The organism is Saprospira sp. CCB-QB6 (assembly GCF_028464065.1).
Lineage (GTDB): Bacteria > Bacteroidota > Bacteroidia > Chitinophagales > Saprospiraceae > Saprospira.
Genome location: NZ_CP116808.1, coordinates 3794615 through 3814356, shown reverse-complemented (window position 1 = coordinate 3814356; position 19742 = coordinate 3794615). Strand labels below are relative to the sequence as shown.

Below are 19742 nucleotides of genomic sequence, written 5' to 3'. Positions count from 1 at the left end.
AAACTAACCCTCTCTTATGAAAAAGTTATTTGTTTTTCTGCTTTTACTTTGGAGTAGCCTTTCTTTTGCCCAAAAAGAAAGCGTACCCAATGCCGCCGAAGATATTTGTCCTATTTTGATTGGCGAAACAATTCCTGCGGGCAGCCTCCAAAATGTAGACGGAGAAAGCCTGAACATTAAAAAGTTGATCAAAAAACAAAAAACCGTTTTAGTTTTTTACCGCGGAAATTGGTGCCCCTACTGCAATTTGCAACTAAATGGTCTACAAGAAATTGAAAAGGAAATTCATGATTTGGGCTTTCAAGTTTTGGCGATTTCTGCCGATAAACCCGAAAAACTAAAAGAAAGCGCAGAAGAAGGCGAATTCCGCTACCAATTGCTGTCCGATTCTAAAATGGAGTATGCTCGCAAACTAGGCATCGCTTTCCAACTAGATAATAGCGCCCAAAAACGCTACCGTGCATTTGGAGTCAAACTAGAAGAACATTCTGGCGAAACCCATTACCAATTGCCAGCCCCCGCCGTTTTTGTCCTAAATACAGAAGGCGAAATTCAGTTTTCTTATATCAATCCCAATTTTAAGGTGCGCCTCTCTCCCGAAATTCTACTGGCCGTCCTCAAGGCTACAGAATAAACAACAAAAGCCAGTAGTTTTTTTCTACTGGCTTTTTTCATCTCTGTTTTTATTTTGGGGCCCGCGGCCAGCTCGGCTTCGCCTCGGTTGGCCGCCGCTATGCTGCGGGGCTCGCTGTTCGCTCGGCCCTGCGTTTTTTTCGCTACGCTCAAAAAAACTGGGTCTGGCCTTCGGCCACCCCTGCGCAGCGCTGGGCCAAGGCAGCTCTTTTTTCCTCTAATTTGAACCATGATTAAATAAAACACAATCAATAATGACAGCAGCAGCCAAAATTAGTTGTTCCTCTCCTTCATAGATTTCAACAGCATAAGTATCTGTCCAGGCCCAAAACTTTTTAGACAATTTGGCTAATTGTTTTTCATTTGCACTAACAATAAAGTTTCTGGACCAAAAGCCACCCTCGACTTGATAATTTGACCCTCCTGAAAACCTTAAACTAAAACAATGTCCCCAAAGGTAAAACCGCTTACGAAATTCGGCAATGACTTCTCCCTTATGTTTTATTTCAAACTGAGGCAACAGGCAAAAAAGCCGTCTTTTAATTTGAAATAACTCTTGTCCTGTTTTATAATCTCGAAAAGAAAGGGCTTTGCCCCAAGAAAAAAACTTCCCTTCTACCAAATAAGTAATTTGGTCTAGCTCATCTCGGATTAGATAGCTACTATCTAGACTCCAAGCTTTTTCCTTGAGCTGAAAGCGCTTTGGCATGACTACTTAGTTTGATTTCTTTTCAAACAGCACCAAATCAATAACAATAGCGGTGGCTAAGATAAAGGCCTCATCGCCCTCATAAATTTCAATGCCATAAGTATCCGTCCAATTCCAAAACGCTTTAGATACTCGAGCAGAGAGGCCCGAAGCTCGGCGAAATTCAAATTCTCTTTGCCAAAAAGAGCCTTCAATAGTATAATCATTTGGACCAGGCACATCTAAGGTAAACTTTTGGCCAAACCACTGAAACTCTTTGCGAATTTCAGCCAATGGCTCTCCATCCTTCAAAATTTCGAAGCGAGGCATAAAACTCATCAAAATTTGCTTGATGCGAAATATTTCTTCCCCCGTATGATAATCTTGAAAGGAGAGATCTTTTCCCCAAGAAAAAACTTTTCCCTTGACCGCATAAACGGGCTCTTCATTTTCGTCTCGGATGACATAATTTCCACCAAAACTCCAAATCTTTTCTTTCAATTGGAATAGCTTGCGCATATTATTAAGGTTTAAGGCTAAAAATTGAATGACTACCTAATAATAAACAAAAATGCTAGACAAAGGAACAAAGCCTTAGTTTTTCTTGCCCTTAGCCATTTAGTTTTATTTAAAAATAATAGCAAAGGAATTGCATTTGGCTGAGGGATGGGCAGCAGTGGCCGCAGGCCAGACCCAGCAAAATGAGCGTAGCGAATTTTGCGCAGGGCCGAGCGACCAGCGAGCCGCGCAGCATAGCGACCCGAGCGAAGCGAGGGGCAGCCCCAAAATAACAGCATTTATTGTATCCTCCTTAAGTAGGAGCTTTTCAAAAAATAAAATAGAGGGCAAATCCCACTTAAGGTTTTCTTAAAAAAGTTTTTCATCATATTTTATATCAATAGATAATTGCTTATTTTTGAGTAGAACAAGTACCTCAAGAAAATGCAAACCCCAAAAGTTTTAAGTCAAGAACAAATTCTAGCAGACGATATGATTTTGCATACTTATGCCGATTTGATGCTTGGCCAACTCCCCCAAATTATAGATCAATTTTATGATCAAATGCTGAGTCAACCTGATTTTGAGCACTTTTTCACCTCTGACCATCAGGTTAAACGCCTCAAAAGCTTGCATAAAAGTTATTGGACCGACTTCTGGACTTTAGACTTTGATGCGGCTTATCAAGAGCGCCGAAAAAGCATTGGTTTAGTGCATGCCCGTATTGGCTTGCCGCTCAAATTTTATTTTGAGGGAATGGTGTTGTTTGGCCATCTTTTTCGAGAAGTATTTAGGGCGCTCAGTATCCGTGATTTTGACCTTTTAGAGGCCTTTCATATGCGTATTGAGCAAGAGATCGCTATTATTGTGGATAGCTATAACCAGCAAAAGGAAGCGGTTTTGGAAGAGGAAAATCGTCGTTTGGCGGCTCCACTTTCTCAAATTTGGGATGATATTCTCTTTTTGCCTTTGGTGGGTATTCTTCACAAAAAGCGGCTCAAGGAAGTGATCAAACAAGCCTTGCACAAGGTTTCTGAGGTTTCTGCCAAGGTGTTTATTTTAGACATTAAGGGCTTGCAACATTTGCAGCTAGAGGAGGCCAAGGGCTTATTGCAATTGCTTAAAGCCGTTCAACTCATGGGGTGCAAACCTTTGGTGTCGGGCATCAGTCCAATTATGGCGCAAACCTTACTAGAGCTTGATATTCAGTTGAAGAAAATAAATGCGCAAAGCAGCATGAAAGATGCTTTAAGTAAAGCTTATGCCTTTAAAAATCTCAAGCTGGTTAATATACATGAGTTAGCCATTTAATCCCCAAAATATGATTCCCCAAATCAAAAATTACCCTTACTACATTTTTATTTCTACCTCTGATCGCTTTAGAGCGGGAGAGCGTGGCCCCTCACCTCAATTCACCTTTGAGGATCGGGCCTTTAAAATTGTTAAGTCGGGCGACTATTACTGGATTAGTCTACTCAACTTAGCCCCAAATTCAAGGGTACAAAAAGTATTGATGCAGCCAAAGCGCATGCAGTTGATTAGCCGTGAAGGTAAATTGCTCTTTAAAGGCATCGGTAGTGATGAAGCAGGCAATAGTTATGTTCCACATGGCTTAGAACTGCGGATAGAAAACGGCCAATTGGCAGGCCTCAGTCAATGGTTGTTTGATACAGAAGTAGAACTGCGGTCTGAACTCTGTTTAAAAGAAGGGAATTTACTTCCTCAGTTATTTTCTACTCAACCCTTAAGCAGCTTACCCCAAAACCTGGGAGAAGATATGCGAGCCACTATTATTCGGTCTATTACAGAACGTAAGCGAAAAAAAGAACCTCTTTATCTAGAAGATACAGTTTCTTTGATTGCGCAATATGCCGTTGTCCTTTTAGGAAAAGAAAAGGCCAAAACGAAGGAACTCTCTTTGCTACAGCTAGAAACAACCCTAGAAAAAATTCTGCATATTTTTGGCCAACTGATCCCTGACAGCAGCAAAGCAGAAAGAGTGGAGCAATTGCAAGAAGAGCTTTACATGGGCTTACAACAAGCCCATGCCATGAAAAAAGCAATGGCTTATTTAGAAAAAATGGCCCCTTAAATGTCTATTTGAACAAGCCCTAATTTCCTTCTTCTTCCTCAAAAGCTGTATTTTTGCCTCAAAATCGAGCAAATGCAGTATTATACAAAAGAAGAAAACCTGGAGCGCAAGATGATTGCCGACAAAATTGCCCAATTGCAGCAAGAAAAACGGTTACTTTTTGATGTTCCAGTCCTGCTCAATCTCAAACGCTTTCCCAAATCTTTTTTTGCACTTCAAATCCATGAACTGCGCCTCAGTCGACTTCCCAAAGATTTTGAATGGGAGAGCTTAGATGTGCAGCCCATGCCTACGGTCAAGCGGCTAAACCTAAGGACTTATGCGCCTCAGCTCCTGCCGCAACTGCCCTATCTTTTCCCCAATTTGGTCGAGCTCCGTTTATATGGGCAATATTTTGACAAAACAACAGATTTTAGCTTTTTCAGCCAACTACAAGCCTTGGAAACCCTAGATTTAGAAGCCTGTCATTGGAAAAATATCCAACAACTTCCCGATAGCATTTGCCAACTTTCTAAATTGAAGCGCCTACATATTCTTTATTTTCATGGCTTGAGTCAGCTAGGCAAAAACTTTTCTCAATTAACTTCCCTAGAAGATTTTTCGGCCCCTTCTGCCCAACTCAAGGTCCAAGCCAATAGCCCTTTGCTCCAATTGCCCCAACTGCGCAAGCTTTGTCTCCGCGATACGGCCTTGCAGGAACAGCCCCAACTACTGCTGCAGTTTCCAGCGCTCCATTATTTTAAAAGAGGCGATAAATCGGCTAAGGCCACTCCCCTTTTCAAAGATTTTGTTACACTCTTTAATGCCGCCCAAAAGAATCATTATAAAGTTGATTTTCTGCAAGATTGCCTAAATTATTTGGAGCAGCCAGAAAAAGAACTGCCCAATTTGTCTAGCAATGAACTCATCGAGCTACTTGATTTACCCTTGAGCAATTTTAGAAACAAGGTCTTTACCGAGCTCGAAAAACACATTCAAAAAAACTTGCCTGAATTAAAAGCAGGAACCAAAATTGTCCTCAAAGGGAAGTTTAAGGGAAATAAACGAGAGCTCAAAGAACAACTTAAGGAGCTAGAACTGATCCCCAAAAATAAAATTACCGCCAAAACCCAACTTTTGGTCCTTGGCGACCTACCCAAAATTGAGGGCGATCCGCTCACTAAATATCCTCAAATTAAAATCCTAAGCGAAAAAAGCCTGTTGCAGCTCCTCGAGCAAAAAGGAGAGGCTTGCCTTAAAGAAGCAGCTAGCCAAGAGCTACAAAATTTGAAGGAATTGCTGCTCAGCGAAGATCCAGAAATGATTCGCCTAGGACTCTATATGCTGGAACAAGGCGGCTGCCCAACTGAGCTCCGCGCCGCTTTATTCGTGCTCTACAAAACAAACAAAGACAATAAAATCAAACAATTAGCTCTGGCCCAAATAGAGCGCATCAGCCCTCGTTCGTTTAGTACAGTGGTCAAAAAACGCTGGAAACTCTTTAGCGAACAGTTCCCTGAACTGCACTTTGCCCATACTATTGATCGATATATCGCTGCCGCACCCAATGAACTCGAAATCAAGAGCCTATTAGAAGCATTCTATAAACGTACAGGTATAGGGGCTCTAAAAGTTATTCAATCCAATGATCCTGAATGGATGGATGCCTTTTTTGCAGAAGATTTAGCCAAAAACACACTCTATCTGCTCGACTTAGGGCTTAGCGAGATCCCCAAACATATGCTTTCTTGGACGCAAGTGGAAAGACTTGACATTTCAGGAAATAATTTTGACCTAGCTATCCCCAAATCAATTGCCCATTTTCAAAATTTAAAAGAATTGGTCATTAGCTATACGCCACCAATGAAACCGCCAGCAGCGCTCTTCCCTGGTCAGGATTTAAAAATTCAGACGCTTCAGGAAGTTCCTCAAGAAATTTTTCAACTTCCCAAACTAAAGGTAATTTATCTCAGCCATGATTATATCTCCTATAGTCTTGATTATGTATTAAAACAGGAGCCCATGTTTAGAAAATTGCAGCAAAAAGGAGTAGAGATTGCCGTATTTCGTTAACTTCTTGTAGCTTTACACTCTTTTTTTAGGGGCCTCCGCAGCAAGCTGCGGCGCTACGCTACAGGGCTCGCAAGCCTGCTCGGCCCTGCACAAAATTCGCTTCGCTCATTTTGTTGGGTCTGGCGCTTCGCCGCCCCCTTCCGCATCGCTAGGCCAGCTCGACAAATAGCCCTAAAGGGCAAAAAGGGGCCTAGCGGCCCAAGACTAGCTCATTAACTACAGATTTATGTCTATTACTAAAGAAAATTTTGGCCCACTTGGCCTTTCTCCTCAATATATTAAAGCCCTAGAAGATTTGGGCTTTGAACACCCCACTGGCATCCAAGAAAAAGCAATTCCACTCATTCGTGGAGGCCAACACCTGATTGGCATTGCCCAAACGGGAACAGGAAAAACAGCAGCCTATCTCCTACCTTCTTTACAAAAACTACAATATCACCAAGCCGATTTTATTCGGGCCATTATTATGGTACCCACCAAAGAATTGGTTTTGCAGGTTTTGGAACAACAACAAGAACTAGCCAAATACACCGATATTAAAATGGTGGGCCTCTATGGTGGAGTAGGTTGGCAAAAACAAGCCAAAGAACTAGAAGCAGGTACCGATATGGTGGTCTGTACCCCCCGCCGCCTCTTCGAACTCTATGAGAAAATGAATCTGGACCTCAGAAAGGTAGAAATTCTGATCTTGGATGAGGCCGATCGCATGCTCGATATGGGTTTCCGTCCACAAATTAACACCCTTTTGGACCTACTCCCCCGAAAAAAGCAAAATTTGCTATTTTCGGCCACCTTCTCTCCCGAAGTCGAAGAACTTAGCTGGAACTTTATGGATTTCCCCCATAAAGTAGAAATCACCCCAGAAGCTACCCCCGTAGAAACCGTAGAACAACGGCTCTATTATACCCCCAATTTTGGGACAAAACTCAACCTTTTGGTCCATCTCTTTCAACAGGAAGAGGGCTTTGATCGAGTCATTATTTTTGTCCGCTCTAAACGCAGCGCCAATAAGGTCTTTGAAGCTTTACAACGGGCCAGACTAGACGGCGAAATGCGCCTGATCCACTCCAATAAGGGCCAAAATAGCCGCATCAATGCCTTCAAAGAATTTAAAGAAGGGCTTTTGCGCGTGCTCGTTAGCACCGATGTGATGGCCCGTGGCATTGATATTCCAGAGGTAAGCCATGTCATTAACTTTGAGGTGCCCCGCCTACACGAAGATTATGTCCACCGTATTGGCCGAACAGGCAGAGCTTTCCATACGGGAACGGCTATTAGCTTTGCGCAAGCCGCCGAGCAATACCACATCCAGATGATCCAAAAGAAAATCCGAATGTCTATCCCTGTTTACGAATTACCTATAGACTTAGAAATTCCTGAAACGCCCTTTGACGAAAAGCAAGAAATAGCCAAAGAAATTGACCACCAAAAACGAAAGGAGGATCCCAATTTTCAAGGTGCTTTTCATGAGAAAAAGGATTACAAACAAAAGCAGAAACAAAAAAGCAGCAAACGCAAACGGCAATTTACAGGGAAAGCCAAAAGCTATATGCAAAAGACTACGCCCAAAAAGAAAACGACTTCTAAGCGGAACCGACACAAAAAATAAAATATTTTGGACCAGCAGAATATTCGTCTACAAGCTTGGGCGGTCCTTTTGGGCGCCCTGCTTTTAGCGGCCAAATTTTTGGCCTACTTCTATACCAACTCCAGCAGTGTATTGACCGATGCCCTAGAAAGTATTATCAATGTTGTTGCTGGAGCATTAGGACTGTATAGCCTAATTTTAGCTGCCCGCCCCAAGGATGAAAACCATCCTTATGGACATGGAAAAATTGAATTTATTTCTGCTGGTGTAGAAGGCACTCTCATTGTCTTGGCTGGCCTACTGATTATTGGACAAGGCAGCTACCGCCTATTTGCTGGAGACTACAAACTCCACCCCATCGATTTAGGGCTTTATATTACTGCCTTTGCTGGGGCTGTCAACTACCTACTTGGACACCTAGCCGAAAAACAAGGCAAAAAAACCCACTCCTTGGCCCTTGTCGCCAGTGGCCAACACCTAAAATCTGATGCCTACTCTACCCTAGGGCTTATTTTTGGCCTTATTCTCATCATGATTCTACAATATCAATCTGCTGAAGCATATTGGATCAGGTTAGCCGATAATATTGTCGCCATTCTCTTTGGGGGAATTATTGCCTATACGGGCTATCATATTATCCGAAAATCTTTGGCTGGCATTATGGACGAGCTGGATTATGAACTGGTCCATAAAATTGTTCAAGATTTACAAGATAACCGCAAAGAAAATTGGATCGATGTGCATAATCTGCGCATTATTAAATACGGTAGCGATTTACATATTGACTGCCATCTTTCCGTTCCCTGGTACTTCGATATTCGAGAAGGTCACAAAGAAATTGAAGCACTAGAAAACCTTTTGCGCGAAAAACTATCCTCTCCCGTAGAGCTTTTTGTACATTTGGATGCTTGCCGAAGCAGCTCTTGCCGACTTTGTAGCAAAAAAGATTGCTCACATCGAGAAACCGAATTTGAAGGGCAACTCCCTTGGACCGCAGACAATATTCTGCTCAATAGAATGCACGGCCGCTAATTTTGGTCCCTTAGGCAGGCGAAAGCCTGCAACGGCTGAGGGATGGGCAGCAGTGGCCCGCAGGGCCAGACCCAACAAAATGAGCGTAGCGAATTTTGTGCAGGGCCGAGCGATCAGCGAGCTGCGAGACAGCCCGACCCGACCGTAGGGAGGGGCAGCCCCAAAAAATAGCAAAACAACCGCAATAAGTTAAGGCTTCATTTTTAGAACAAATAGGCTTTGTGTATCTTAGGAGTACCCACCCTCTAAATTTAGCCCAAGATGTTTAAAACCCTGATCTTAACCCTAGTCTGTTGTTTTGCCTTGATTAAGCTTTGGGGACAAACAACTACAGATAGCTTAGTTGTTGCAGATAACTTTAATTTGCAGCAAATCGACCTATTTTTTGCAGAAACCAAAGAGAACTGGTCCAGTTTATCGGTAAAAAAGCAGCAAGAATCACTCGCTCAGGCCAAGTTGTACCTAGAGCGTGGTTTTTTGTCAAAAGCTGTAATTGCTCAAAAATACGGTTGGTTACAGGCCTATCAAAAATGGAGAGACCAAGCCATTTTTGGAAGCGAACAACTGGCCCAGTTATCTGATACGCTTTATCGCTATCCCTTAGCTGATTTGCAGAGCAATTTGCCAGAAAAAACGGCCTGTCTAGAGTATTTCTGGGGCGATTCTATGGTTTATTTGTTTTATGTGGACCAAGAAACGGCCCAATTGCTTCGTTTGGGTAGGCGCTCTCCGCAATGGGAGCGGCAGATTGTAGATTTTGTTCAGCAGTTGAGTGATCCCGAGCGATTGAGCCTAGGTGAGCCCGACCTTTTAGGTCCTTTTATCCAAGAATCCTCGGCTTTGTATGCTCGATTTTTGGCTCCGGTGGTTAGTCTTTTGCCCATGCGAAAAAAGCTATTGATTATTCCTGATGGTCCATTATATCAATTGCCTTTTGAAGTTTTACTCCATCAACCTGCTGGAAGAAAGCGTTTTGGCGATCTGCCTTACTTATTTCGAGAAAAAGCCATTTTTTATCATTACAGCAGTAATCTCTTTTTGCAAGAGCAAGATAGTTTGCCTCAAAAGGGAGGGCAACTATTAGCCATTGCAGGGACTTACCAGCAGGATCAGGGACGAAAATTAGCTGTATTACCCAAAAAACGACTTGAAATTGGGCGGCTCGCTCGGCAATTTGAGGGCCGTTTTTTACTCGACAGTTTGGCAACAGAGGCCAATTTCAAGGCAAATGTTAACCGCTATGCGGTGATCCATTTGGCGTTGCACAGCCTACAAGAGCCTAGGCAGCCGCTAGAATCAGCCCTTGCTTTTTCTAATATCACTCATAAGCAAGAGGATGACTTACTTCAAGCTGAAGAGATTATGAATTTGCCCATTTCGGCTGATTTGACCGTCCTTTCAGCTTGCCAAGGCGCTAAAAGAGGACAAACTAGTTCCGCCTTGAGTAGAGCCTTTATGTATGCGGGCTGCCCCACAACCTTAATTAGTCTTTGGCAGATTGATGATGAAAGCACGGCCGTTTTATTAGAAGATTATTATCGTCAAATTGCCGCAGGAGCCGAAAAAAGTACTGCCCTACAAAGAGCAAAACTCAAATATCTTTCTGAAAATAGAAATAGTCTGGCTTCGCACCCCATTTTTTGGTCGGCTTTTATCCAATTTGGCCCTGACCAACCTATTTATTTAGCAGAAAGGGCCGTTGGAAATGCCGTGCTTTTTTTAGCCAGTATTTTTGCTGGTGGTATTGGTTTGCTCCTTATTTTGTCTGTCATTTTGCGCTGGAAACGAGACAACGCGACAGCAGGTGTCTACAGAAAATAAGCATTTATGAATATCATTTTTGCCCCCCCGCTGCGGCTTCTCCTTGCGGCGGTTATTCCCTTAGCCGCTTTCAGCGGCTCGGTCTGGCCTGCGGGCAAAACCAAAATAACCCAACAAAAAAGGAGCGAATATTCGCTCCTTTTTTTCATTAAACCAAAGGTTCTTGGGCGGCTACCCAAGCCTTAATTCCCCCGCTAAAGTTTTTGATATTCTTAAAGCCCATTTGAACCAAAATACTGTATCCGATAGCTGCTCGATCACCTCCTTGGCAATGCAAAATGATAGCTTCGTTGCGGTCTATATCTTTAGTCAATTCATAGAGTTTTCCTAAAAAGAAATGCTCTGCGCCTTCGATATGAGCCTCCTTATATTCTTTAGCTGAGCGAATATCAAAAATGCGATAATCTGCTTTTAGCTTTTTCAATTCTGTCACAGTAATAATATCTGGCTGATGTAGTTCTTGCTGATAAGCATTGGTAGAAGCAACAAAGCCCTTGAAATTATCGAGACCTATACGCATAAGTTTTCGGCGAAGTTCATCAATTTGGTCCTCAGCGGCTAAGAGCATAAACTCCTTATCATAGTCAAGGAACCAACCGGCCCAAGTAGAAAAGGCATTATTATGTTGGATATTGATTGTTCCAGGAATAAAACCTTGAGTTTCTACTTCTGTTCGGGGACGCGCATCAATCAAAGGGACACCTGCTTGCATAGCCGCAGCCACAACAGGCCAATCTAATTCTTGGGCGGTAGCCAACTCAGTAAGTAAAGGGCGCTCCACTCTGTTGAGCAATTTCATTTTAGCAAAGTACTTGGGTGGTTCGGGTTGATCCTCTAGCAAGAAATCGGTAAAAGCTTTATCGTCATCGGCTAATTGGCAGGCCCAGTTACGGATTTTCTCATAGCCTACAGTACTACTAGGTACTGCGCCCAAGGCCTTACCACAGGCCGATCCCGCACCATGTCCGGGCCAAAGCTGAATAAAATCGGGTAATTCCTTGAAACGACGGACAGAAGCCAGCATCTGTTTGGCTCCTTCATCTTGGGTGCCTTTAATTCCTGCTGCTTTTTCTAGCAAATCAGGGCGTCCGATATCACCAACAAAGACAAAATCTCCAGTAAAGAGCATTACAGGTTCTTCTGTAGCGGGTGTATCGGTCAGTAAAAAGCTGATACTTTCGGGGGTATGACCGGGGGTATGCCAAACTTCAAATTTAAGATTCCCCAACCAAAATTCGTCTCCATCTTTTAAGCCTTCATGGGGAAACTCGTATTCCCAGCCCTCTCCGCCTTCTGCAGAGAGGTACATTTTGGCCCCTGTAAGTTCGGCCAATTCTCGGCTACCGGCCAAAAAATCTGCATGAATATGTGTTTCTAGAATATGGGTAATGCGAAAGCCTTCTTGCTTGGCTATCTCCAGATAAGTGTCTACATCTCGTTTGGGGTCTATTACAGCGGCCACGCCTGCTTTTTGGCAAGCGATCATGTAGCTAGCTTGAGCCAAACTTTTATCATAAATGTGCTTAAAAAACATAGCTTAGAATATTGGGAGGAGAAGCTCCTCAGGTTTGGGAAAAAATAATTGGAGTGACAAATTTGGTTCTCTGCGTTTTGCAGGCCCGAAGGGCCGCAGGCTGAGGGATGGGCAGCAGTGGCCGAAGGCCAGACCCAGCGGGCAAAGCCCGCGCAGGGCCGAGCGAAGAGCGAGCTGCGAGACAGCCCGACCCGAGCGAAGCGAGGGGCAGCCCTTCTAAAAAATAAGAACTTAAAGCGACTTCTTCGCGAGATAAAAATCTACCTTTTCGCAAGAAGTATCTGCAATGCGAGCATCCATTTCGGCCAAAGTTTTGGGTGGGGGAACGATTACCTTATCGCCTTTGCGCCAATCTAGAGGCATAGCCACCTTATGTTCATCGGAAACTTGTAGGGCCTCGAGGGCTCGGAGAATTTCGTCCATATTGCGGCCTACATTGAGTGGGTAATACATAATCAAGCGGATTTTTTTATTGGGGTCGATAAAGAAAACAGCGCGTACGGCAGCCGTTTCGCTTTCGTTGGGTTGAAGCATACCGTAAAGCTTAGAGACCTTCATGTCGATATCGGCGATGATGGGAAAATTGAGGTAGACCCCCATATTATTGCGCACATTATTGACCCAAGCGAGGTGAGCGTGAAGGCTATCGATACTTAATCCAACGAGCTCCGTATTTAGTGCCTTAAATTCCTCTTGGCGGATAGCAAAACCACTCATTTCGGTAGTGCAAACAGGAGTAAAATCGGCGGGATGCGAAAAGAGGATGGTCCATTTATCCTTTGCGTATTCCGAAAATTTCATGGGGCCCGTAGTGGTTTGTGCCACAAAATCAGGGGCTTGATCGCCAATACGAGGCATGGGGTTGAAATTTACTTCAGTGGGATTTTCCATAATTGGTATTTTATTTAAAGTGATTTTTTAGTTGTTGATACAAAGATAAAGCGAGGGCTATATAATTAAAAATGATGTAAACTATAGGCTGTATAACAAAAACTAATAACTATCTTTTGGCCACTAGCTTTCTTTTGTTAATACAAAGATAGGGCAGCCTATTTATAAGTAAAAATTATAAATCTTATACACCCTATTACAAAAACTAATACCTTGAAATTACAGCAACTGCGTTACATTATTGCCGTAGATCGGCACAAGCAATTTAGCAAGGCGGCAGAAGAGCTTGATTTGAGTCAGGCCACCTTGAGTAGTATGATTGGGAAATTGGAGAAAGAATTGGGTGTAATGATATTTGATCGAAAGACCCAGCCTTTAGTCACAACAGATTGTGGACAGGAGTTGATTATGGCCGCTAGGCGAATTTTATCGGAAGCGGATAATTTTTATGATTTGGCTCGAAACGTTAAGCAAAAAGTGGCTGGACAGCTACGTTTAGGAATTATTCCAACGATTAGTAGTAGTTTGCTTCCTATTTTTCTGCGGCCTTTTTTGGGGAAGTATCCAGAGGTAGAATTAGAAATCATTGAAGCCCCCACGGCCAGCTTGACCGAACAACTTAAGCGGGGCGAGTTAGATTTGGCTATTTTGAGTACTCCCTTGAAAGATAACAGCATAGAAGATTGGGTACTCTATTATGAATTACTTTTAGTTTATGGCAGTGCAGAGGAGCAAATTAAGCGCTATACAACTCCTGATATTTTATTGGAGCGCCCCCTTTGGTTATTGGAAGAAGGCAATTGTTTGCGAGAGCAGATGCTGGACCTTTGTCAGTTGCGACAAAAAGAGAATCCTTGGCCCAACTTAAAATTGGGGATTAACTCTTTTGATTGTTTATTGCCTCTAGTGGATCAGATGGGGGGATTAACTTTAGTTCCAGAGCTTTATCTCCAACAACTTTCGGAAGAGCGGCAGCAGCGTTTGGCTTATTTTGAGCGGCCCGTTCCTGTTCGAGAAATTAGTTTAGCTTTTTATCGACCTTATGCGAAATTGCGTTTGATGGAAGTTTTGCATAAGGAAATCAAGGAATTGGTGAAGCCCTTACTCAAGAGCCAACAGTATAAGAATAATGAAATGCGCATTACCATGCCTGAGTAATTGCAACTTTAGGATTCAACTCATAAAAAATAAAGAACATGAAACAACTCCTATTGCTCTGTTTGCTACTGAGCGCTCCCCTTTTTGGGCAACCCTACAGCCTATTTGAAACGCCAAATTACCATGATCATCTAATCGAATTAGCCTGGGGACAACAAGTCTGGCTCAAAGAACAACCCCAAGGTAAAATGCAGCTATTTCATCTAAATGGGCAGCCTGTTTTCAAGCAAGCATTTGATCAAATTTGGCCGAGTAACTTCAAAGGATATCTAGAGTTGCAAGATGGGGATAAGTTTTATATTGGTAGTTTGGAGGGAGAACTTTGGCCCTTGGCTCGTACGATAGAAGAGTTGGGAGCAGAGATTAAAGCTGTAGACTTTTCTGCAAAAAGCTTAGGTCCTGTTGATTATAGAGAGATTTCATTCCTTTTGGGTTTACCCTCGGCCCTTTTGCAACAAACGCAATTGGTATTTTTAAAAATTGACCTAGACAATAGCCGTCTGCACCGAGAAATTAAATACCTCAAAAACCTAAAAGTACTCAATTTGGAGGGCGGTAGCTTGCGTCATTTACCTAAAGAAATTCAAGCCCTCAGTCAATTAGAAGAACTTGACCTTGGAGCCAATGACTTTTATCGAGTTCCTAAAGAGCTCGCCCTTTTACCCCAACTCCATACCTTATATCTAGATTTTTTGCCTATAGACAGTTTAGGCGAAACCGTTTCAGCCCTAAGCCAACTCAAACGCTTATCCTGGAAAGATCGTATCAGCAACGACTTAGCCCCCTTACTAGACCTCAAGGCCTTGAACGCCCTAGACCTTGAACTTCAAGGTTTTGAAGAACATAATATTTATGCCCTCTATGAAGATAGCCTAGGATTGACCATTTTAGAAAAATTTGACCAACTAGAATACCTTAACTTAGCTGGGAATTTTGACAACCTCAAATCAGTAGATTTTCTGGCGCCACTCAAAAATTTACGCTATCTCAATCTCGCTAGAGCAGCAATTGAACAGCTGCCCAAATCAAAAAAACTCTGGCCCAAAATAGAACAACTGCTGCTCGAAGAGGTTAGCCTAAAAGAGCTCCCCCTAGCCGCAAAAAAATGGAAAAAGCTCTACCGATTCAATAATCAATCTTATACAGAAGAAAACAAGAGCTTCTTCTTGATTAGCAGGCTGCCCAAAAAAATAAAATTTCTAATCCTTAACGGCTTATCTATAAAGCATGAAGAGCTTCTGCTCCTCCAAAAATTTAAACAACTACAAGTTCTATCTCTTTCTAGAGTCGCTATCCAGCAACTGCCCGAAAGTTTTGACCAACTCAAAAAACTCCAAGAACTAGACCTCAGCCACTGTCAACTTACAGAACTTCCCAATAACATTGGCCAACTCCAACAACTAAAAGCTATTAACTTAACAAGAAACAAACTCCAAAGCCTCCCCCCTAGTTTTTATACACTAAGCCAACTCCAAGCCCTTTTTCTCAATGAGAATCAGTTCAAAAAACTAGCCCCTCAACTGGGCCATTTAAAGCAGTTAAGCCAACTAGAATTAAGTAATAATCAACTAAAAGAACTCCCCAAACAACTAGAAGAATGTAAAAAGCTTAAGATCTTACAAGTCAGCGACAACCAACTAAAAACAATCCCCCTCAATTTTGCCCACTTCAAAGACCTAGAACAATTACTCCTCTACAAAAATCAACTAGAAGAAATCCCCAACAGCCTTTTTGAGGCTAAAAAGCTAAGATTAGTAGACCTTAGCTCCAACCCTAAAATCCAATTCCTTAGCCCCAAAATAAAGCAACTCCAGCAATTAAAAGCTGTATACCTCCATGATTGTGGCTTACAAAAACTGCCCGATGGAATCTGCGATCTCAAAAAGTTACATACCCTAGACCTCAAAGCAAATAAGCTGCTAGAACTCCCTAGCTGCATGGGCCAACTACAATCCTTAACTCAGTTAATGCTAAGCCATAATCGCTTAAAATATCTCCCCAACTCTATTGGCCAACTGCAAAAACTCAATAGCCTATATCTCGAAGATAACCAATTACAGACCTTAACCCCTAGCATCGCTCAACTAAAAAATCTGAACAGCCTAGACCTCGATAACAACCCCAATATTAAAGAAATCCCCCTTAGCTTTAAAAAACTCACTAAGCTATACTATATAGGCTTATACAATTGCGGCCTATCAGAAGAAGAACAAGATTACTGGGAAAACCTACTTGAAAATCGTGATTATTAAAAGACTATTTTGGGGCCTCCGCTGCGGCCTGCGGCCTTGCGGCGCTACGTTTCGCAGCTCGCTATTCGCTCGGCCCTTCGCCGCTTTCAGCAGCTCGGTCTGGCCTGCGGCCACTGCTGCACATCGCTAGGCCTGCGGCCCTTCGGGCCTGTAGGAATGCAAAAGGGCGCTTGTCTGTTACAGACAAGCGCCCTTTTCTTTGGACCAAATAGCTACTTAGCAGCTATATTCCGAGTAATCGCCCAAGCTCAAAGCTTGTGCTTGGCCCTTGTATTTTACATGAGCGCCTAGCATCGTATCTCTCAAAACGGCATCTTCCACCTGAGAATTTTCTTGAATCAAGCTATTTTGAACAATAGAGTTGCGAATTAGGCTGCCCTTGCCAATAGAAGCATGTGGACCTACTACCGCATTTTCTAAAACAACGCCCTCGCCAATAAAGCAAGGTGGAATCACCACACTATTAGATTGTTTCAAATCGCTAGCGATTTGGGCCGCATCCTCCTTAATTTCTAATACACGCTGGTTAGCGTAAACTACAGCTTTTTTGTTGCCACAATCCAACCACTCATCAATGCGGCTAGTAGAGAATTTAAGGCCCTTATTTTTCATATTTTCCAAGGCATTGGTCAATTGGTACTCGCCTCGGTCCATAATGTTGTTATCTACTAAATATTGGAGTTCTTTCTCCAAGTTTTCGGCACTTTGGAAGTAGTAAATACCTACAATAGCCAAATCAGAAACGAAAGTGCTGGGCTTCTCGACAAAGTCAGTGACATAACCTGATTGGTCCAATTTCACTACACCATAAGCGGAGGGATCGGCTACTTTTTTGACCCAAATCAGGCCATCTTCTTCCATATTGAGCTTAAAATTCGATTGGAAGAGCGTATCGGCAAAAGCGACGATAACCGGTCCTTGCAAGCTTTCTTTAGCGCAGAGAATAGCGTGAGCTGTTCCCAATTTTTCTGTTTGCTGGTAGATGCTTCCCTTAGCGCCTAGGCTTTGGGCCAAGGCTTTGAGTTCGCCTTCTACCTGCTCGCCAAAATCGCCAATGATAAAGGCAATTTCATCGATGGGTTCTGGGCAAGCTTTGGCCAAATCCTCTACCAAGCGGGCTACAATGGGCTTTCCAGCCACAGAGACCAAAGGTTTAGGAACAGTAATAGAGTGAGGACGCAAACGGGTCCCTCTTCCAGCCATGGGTATAATGAGTTTCATTTTTTGCTTAGTTTATTTCCTAGAATAGTCAATTGAAGATGATTAGAATGCCTTGCTGGAGTCCAGCGGCCGAAGCCAATGGCCCAAAGCTAGCCATTTTGTTGAGCTGGCCTAGCGATGTGCAGCAGTGTGGCGCAGCGGCAGACCGAGGCCGTAGGCCGAAGGGCCGAGCAGACCTGCGAGCTGCGGAACGTAGCGCCTGCCGTAGGCAGGAGGCCCCAAAAAACATAAAAAATTTCGGCCTAATATAGTAAGTTTTTTAGGGAACTAAAAAGTATTTATTGAACGCCTGTACTACCGAAACCGCCTGTACCTCTTTCGCTTTGGTCTAGGCTTTCTACGGCTTGCCAGCTAATTTTTTGGTATTGGGCTACGACCAATTGGGCAATTCGTTCGCCTGGAGCAATTTCAATTTCGTCCTTGGATAAGTTGACGAGAATCACGCCAATTTCTCCGCGATAATCGCTATCAATGGTGCCTGGGGCATTGGGAACAGAAAGGCCTTTTTTGAGGGCCAAACCAGAGCGGGGACGCACTTGCGCCTCATAGCCTTGGGGCAACTCCATAAACAATCCGGTAGGAACTAGCGTGCGTTCTAGGCTTCCTAGGCGGATAGGCGCCTCAATATTGGCCCGAAGGTCCATGCCTGCGCTACCCAAAGTTTTGTAGCTAGGCAAAGGGAAGTTAGAGCGATTGATAATTTTTACTTGCATAAGTTAGGCAGATTTGGGTCGGAAGATGGACAATAGCCAGCGCCGATCCTTTAAGAAGACGAGGCCCAAGAACAAAAGGCAGCAAAGGGCCGAAAAAATGTATTGGATAGGGCCTTTGGGCAATACATAGGCCTTTAATCCCCAAAATAAACAAACGCTGCCGAGGGCTGCAAAGATATAAAAAAAGATGCTTTGTAACGGGTAAGGAATGGGATAGTGCTTTTGGCCCAAGTAGTAGGCCGTCATGCTCATGGCAAAATAGCAGGCCAAAGTGGCCCAAGCCGAAGCCCAATAGCCCAAAACGGGAATGAGCAAAAAGTTGAGTGTAAGCGTAATTCCCGCACCAAAAACGGCAATATAGGCGCCATATTGCGTACGATCGGATAGTTTGAACCAGATGGCAAAATTGTAATAGAGGCCCAAAAAGAGGTTGGCCATAAGCAGAATGGGCACCACCCCAATCCCCTCTCGAAAATCTTGGCCCAAAAAGTACTGAATGAGATCCATAAAGCAGACCAAGCTCACAAAGGCCAGTGCGCCCACCAAAGTAAACAAGCGGGCCACCTGAGCATAAATGGCTTTATCTTGCTTGGCGGCGGCCTGTCTAAAAAAGAAAGGTTCGGCCGCATAATTAAAGGCTTGGGTAAAGAGATTCATAAAAACGGCCAGCTTATAGGCGGCAGAATAGACCCCCATTTGGGCCAAGCGCTCGTCTATGGTTCCTGGCAACAAAACTTTAAGCAAGCTTCGGTCGGCCAATTCGTTAATCATGCTAGCAAAACCCGCAAAGATTAGGGGCAGCGCATAGCGCATCATCTTTTTCCAAAGTACAGGGTCAAAGTAAGAGCTATCCTTGGGCTTTTGCAACAAAAATCGGTATTGCGGCAAAAGGAAAAGAAAACAGATAAAATTGGCCAGTAGATTGGCCACGAACAAATAGCCAATTCCCAAATTGGGATCAAACCAATAGGCTGCGCCTAGGTTGTCCGACTGGGCCAAGCTTGGCCCTAGCTCCAAAAAGAAGAGCAAGGCGCCCAAATAAATCAATAGATTTAAGATCTTCAGGGCCGCAAAGGGTATTGCTTTTCCCGCCAAACGCAAACGGGCAAAAGGTAGGGCCATCAGGGCATCAAAGCCAATAATGCCCAGCATGAGGTAAACATAATGCGTAAATTCTGGATAAGCCAACCAACGGGCTAAACTTGGTCCCAAAAGCGCTAAGCTCCCTATAATAATGCCCGTATGAAAAAGGACCGAAAAGGCCGCTGTTCGAAACGCTTGATTTCGGTCTTCGGCCTTGGCGCCAAAGCGAAAAAGGGCTGTTTCCATGCGGTGCGTAAGCAGGACCAAAAGAAAAGCCGCCCAAACATAAAGGTCCGTTTGTATGGCAAAATCAACCCGCTCAAACTTATAGGTTAGATAAGGCGTAAGGATGACAAAGGACAAAAGGCGGCTTAGGATGCTACTCAGGCCATAGATCACTGTTTGTCCCGCTAATTTTTTCAGTAAACTCAATTTGCTATTATTTGAGGGCCAAAGATAAAGAAGTTGTTGGAGATCCACAGTTCT

General features: G+C 43.5%; 16 protein-coding genes. 9 read left to right on the top strand and 7 right to left on the bottom strand.

Annotation, left to right across the window (positions count from 1 at the left end; all coding sequences use genetic code 11):
• Positions 1-16 precede the first annotated feature (16 nt).
• Positions 17-634, top strand: coding sequence for a peroxiredoxin-like family protein (locus PPO43_RS14600; protein ID WP_272619092.1), 618 nt, complete (start codon positions 17-19; stop codon positions 632-634).
• A 216-nt stretch (positions 635-850) separates the two neighbouring features.
• Here PPO43_RS14600 and PPO43_RS14595 read toward each other — a convergent pair whose 3' ends face one another.
• Both PPO43_RS14595 and PPO43_RS14590 read right to left on the bottom strand, forming a co-directional pair.
• Positions 851-1342 carry an LURP-one-related/scramblase family protein gene (locus tag PPO43_RS14595; RefSeq protein WP_272619090.1) on the bottom strand — a complete coding sequence of 164 codons (492 nt, stop codon included), beginning with the start codon at positions 1340-1342 and terminating at the stop codon, positions 851-853.
• 6 nt (positions 1343-1348) lie between these two features.
• Positions 1349-1840 (bottom strand): LURP-one-related/scramblase family protein, encoded by a 492-nt coding sequence (locus PPO43_RS14590; RefSeq protein WP_272619089.1) that lies wholly within the window; start codon positions 1838-1840, stop codon positions 1349-1351.
• Between the two features lie 423 nt (positions 1841-2263).
• On the opposite strand from PPO43_RS14590, the gene PPO43_RS14585 reads away from it, so the two are divergent.
• The 6 genes from PPO43_RS14585 to PPO43_RS14560 all read left to right on the top strand — a co-directional run bounded on the left by PPO43_RS14585 (position 2264) and on the right by PPO43_RS14560 (position 10404).
• Positions 2264-3130 (top strand): protoglobin domain-containing protein, encoded by an 867-nt coding sequence (locus PPO43_RS14585; protein WP_272619087.1) that lies wholly within the window; start codon positions 2264-2266, stop codon positions 3128-3130.
• Between the two features lie 10 nt (positions 3131-3140).
• Positions 3141-3911, top strand: coding sequence for a hypothetical protein (locus PPO43_RS14580; protein ID WP_272619086.1), 771 nt, complete (start codon positions 3141-3143; stop codon positions 3909-3911).
• Positions 3912-3983: 72 nt separating this feature from the next.
• On the top strand, positions 3984-5963 hold the full coding sequence (locus PPO43_RS14575; protein ID WP_272619084.1) for a hypothetical protein: 1980 nt from the start codon (positions 3984-3986) through the stop codon (positions 5961-5963).
• Between the two features lie 226 nt (positions 5964-6189).
• Positions 6190-7572: a DEAD/DEAH box helicase gene (locus PPO43_RS14570; RefSeq protein ID WP_272619082.1), complete on the top strand. Its 1383-nt coding sequence runs from the start codon at positions 6190-6192 to the stop codon at positions 7570-7572.
• A gap of 6 nt (positions 7573-7578) precedes the next feature.
• Positions 7579-8583: a cation diffusion facilitator family transporter gene (locus PPO43_RS14565; protein ID WP_272619080.1), complete on the top strand. Its 1005-nt coding sequence runs from the start codon at positions 7579-7581 to the stop codon at positions 8581-8583.
• 261 nt (positions 8584-8844) lie between these two features.
• Entirely contained in the window at positions 8845-10404 is a 1560-nt protein-coding gene (locus tag PPO43_RS14560; protein ID WP_272619078.1) for a CHAT domain-containing protein, read from the top strand.
• A gap of 148 nt (positions 10405-10552) precedes the next feature.
• On the opposite strand, the gene PPO43_RS14555 is transcribed toward PPO43_RS14560, so the two are convergent.
• Together PPO43_RS14555 and PPO43_RS14550 are read right to left on the bottom strand one after the other, a co-directional pair.
• Positions 10553-11938, bottom strand: coding sequence for an MBL fold metallo-hydrolase (locus tag PPO43_RS14555; RefSeq protein ID WP_272619076.1), 1386 nt, complete (start codon positions 11936-11938; stop codon positions 10553-10555).
• A gap of 231 nt (positions 11939-12169) precedes the next feature.
• Positions 12170-12829 carry a peroxiredoxin gene (locus PPO43_RS14550; protein ID WP_272619074.1) on the bottom strand — a complete coding sequence of 220 codons (660 nt, stop codon included), beginning with the start codon at positions 12827-12829 and terminating at the stop codon, positions 12170-12172.
• A 213-nt stretch (positions 12830-13042) separates the two neighbouring features.
• Between PPO43_RS14550 and PPO43_RS14545 the strand changes: the two genes are divergently transcribed.
• Entirely contained in the window at positions 13043-13987 is a 945-nt protein-coding gene (locus PPO43_RS14545; protein WP_272619072.1) for a LysR family transcriptional regulator, read from the top strand.
• A gap of 38 nt (positions 13988-14025) precedes the next feature.
• The gene (locus PPO43_RS14540) at positions 14026-16239 is read left to right on the top strand and encodes a leucine-rich repeat domain-containing protein (RefSeq protein ID WP_272619070.1); all 2214 of its coding nucleotides are present in this window, start codon (positions 14026-14028) and stop codon (positions 16237-16239) included.
• A 216-nt stretch (positions 16240-16455) separates the two neighbouring features.
• Here the strand turns inward: PPO43_RS14540 and PPO43_RS14535 are convergent, their stop codons facing one another.
• The 3 genes from PPO43_RS14535 to PPO43_RS14525 form a co-directional block, all read right to left on the bottom strand.
• Positions 16456-17460, bottom strand: a complete 1005-nt coding sequence (locus PPO43_RS14535) for a sugar phosphate nucleotidyltransferase (protein WP_272619068.1) — start codon at positions 17458-17460, stop codon at positions 16456-16458.
• 278 nt (positions 17461-17738) lie between these two features.
• Positions 17739-18173, bottom strand: a complete 435-nt coding sequence (gene dut / locus PPO43_RS14530; RefSeq protein WP_272619066.1) for a dUTP diphosphatase — start codon at positions 18171-18173, stop codon at positions 17739-17741.
• 3 nt (positions 18174-18176) lie between these two features.
• Positions 18177-19688: a lipopolysaccharide biosynthesis protein gene (locus PPO43_RS14525; protein WP_272619064.1), complete on the bottom strand. Its 1512-nt coding sequence runs from the start codon at positions 19686-19688 to the stop codon at positions 18177-18179.
• Positions 19689-19742 lie beyond the last annotated feature (54 nt).

Excerpts from the sequence above, each read along its gene's own strand:
- PPO43_RS14540 (WP_272619070.1), top strand. The coding sequence starts at position 14,026 with ATGAAACAACTCCTATTGCTCTGTTTGCTACTGAGCGCTCCCCTTTTT.
- PPO43_RS14555 (WP_272619076.1), bottom strand. The coding sequence starts at position 11,938 with ATGTTTTTTAAGCACATTTATGATAAAAGTTTGGCTCAAGCTAGCTAC.
- dut (WP_272619066.1), bottom strand. The coding sequence starts at position 18,173 with ATGCAAGTAAAAATTATCAATCGCTCTAACTTCCCTTTGCCTAGCTAC.
- PPO43_RS14560 (WP_272619078.1), top strand. The coding sequence starts at position 8,845 with ATGTTTAAAACCCTGATCTTAACCCTAGTCTGTTGTTTTGCCTTGATT.
- PPO43_RS14600 (WP_272619092.1), top strand. The coding sequence starts at position 17 with ATGAAAAAGTTATTTGTTTTTCTGCTTTTACTTTGGAGTAGCCTTTCT.
- PPO43_RS14535 (WP_272619068.1), bottom strand. The coding sequence starts at position 17,460 with ATGAAACTCATTATACCCATGGCTGGAAGAGGGACCCGTTTGCGTCCT.
- PPO43_RS14570 (WP_272619082.1), top strand. The coding sequence starts at position 6,190 with ATGTCTATTACTAAAGAAAATTTTGGCCCACTTGGCCTTTCTCCTCAA.
- PPO43_RS14595 (WP_272619090.1), bottom strand. The coding sequence starts at position 1,342 with ATGCCAAAGCGCTTTCAGCTCAAGGAAAAAGCTTGGAGTCTAGATAGT.
- PPO43_RS14580 (WP_272619086.1), top strand. The coding sequence starts at position 3,141 with ATGATTCCCCAAATCAAAAATTACCCTTACTACATTTTTATTTCTACC.
- PPO43_RS14575 (WP_272619084.1), top strand. The coding sequence starts at position 3,984 with ATGCAGTATTATACAAAAGAAGAAAACCTGGAGCGCAAGATGATTGCC.
- PPO43_RS14585 (WP_272619087.1), top strand. The coding sequence starts at position 2,264 with ATGCAAACCCCAAAAGTTTTAAGTCAAGAACAAATTCTAGCAGACGAT.
- PPO43_RS14590 (WP_272619089.1), bottom strand. The coding sequence starts at position 1,840 with ATGCGCAAGCTATTCCAATTGAAAGAAAAGATTTGGAGTTTTGGTGGA.
- PPO43_RS14550 (WP_272619074.1), bottom strand. The coding sequence starts at position 12,829 with ATGGAAAATCCCACTGAAGTAAATTTCAACCCCATGCCTCGTATTGGC.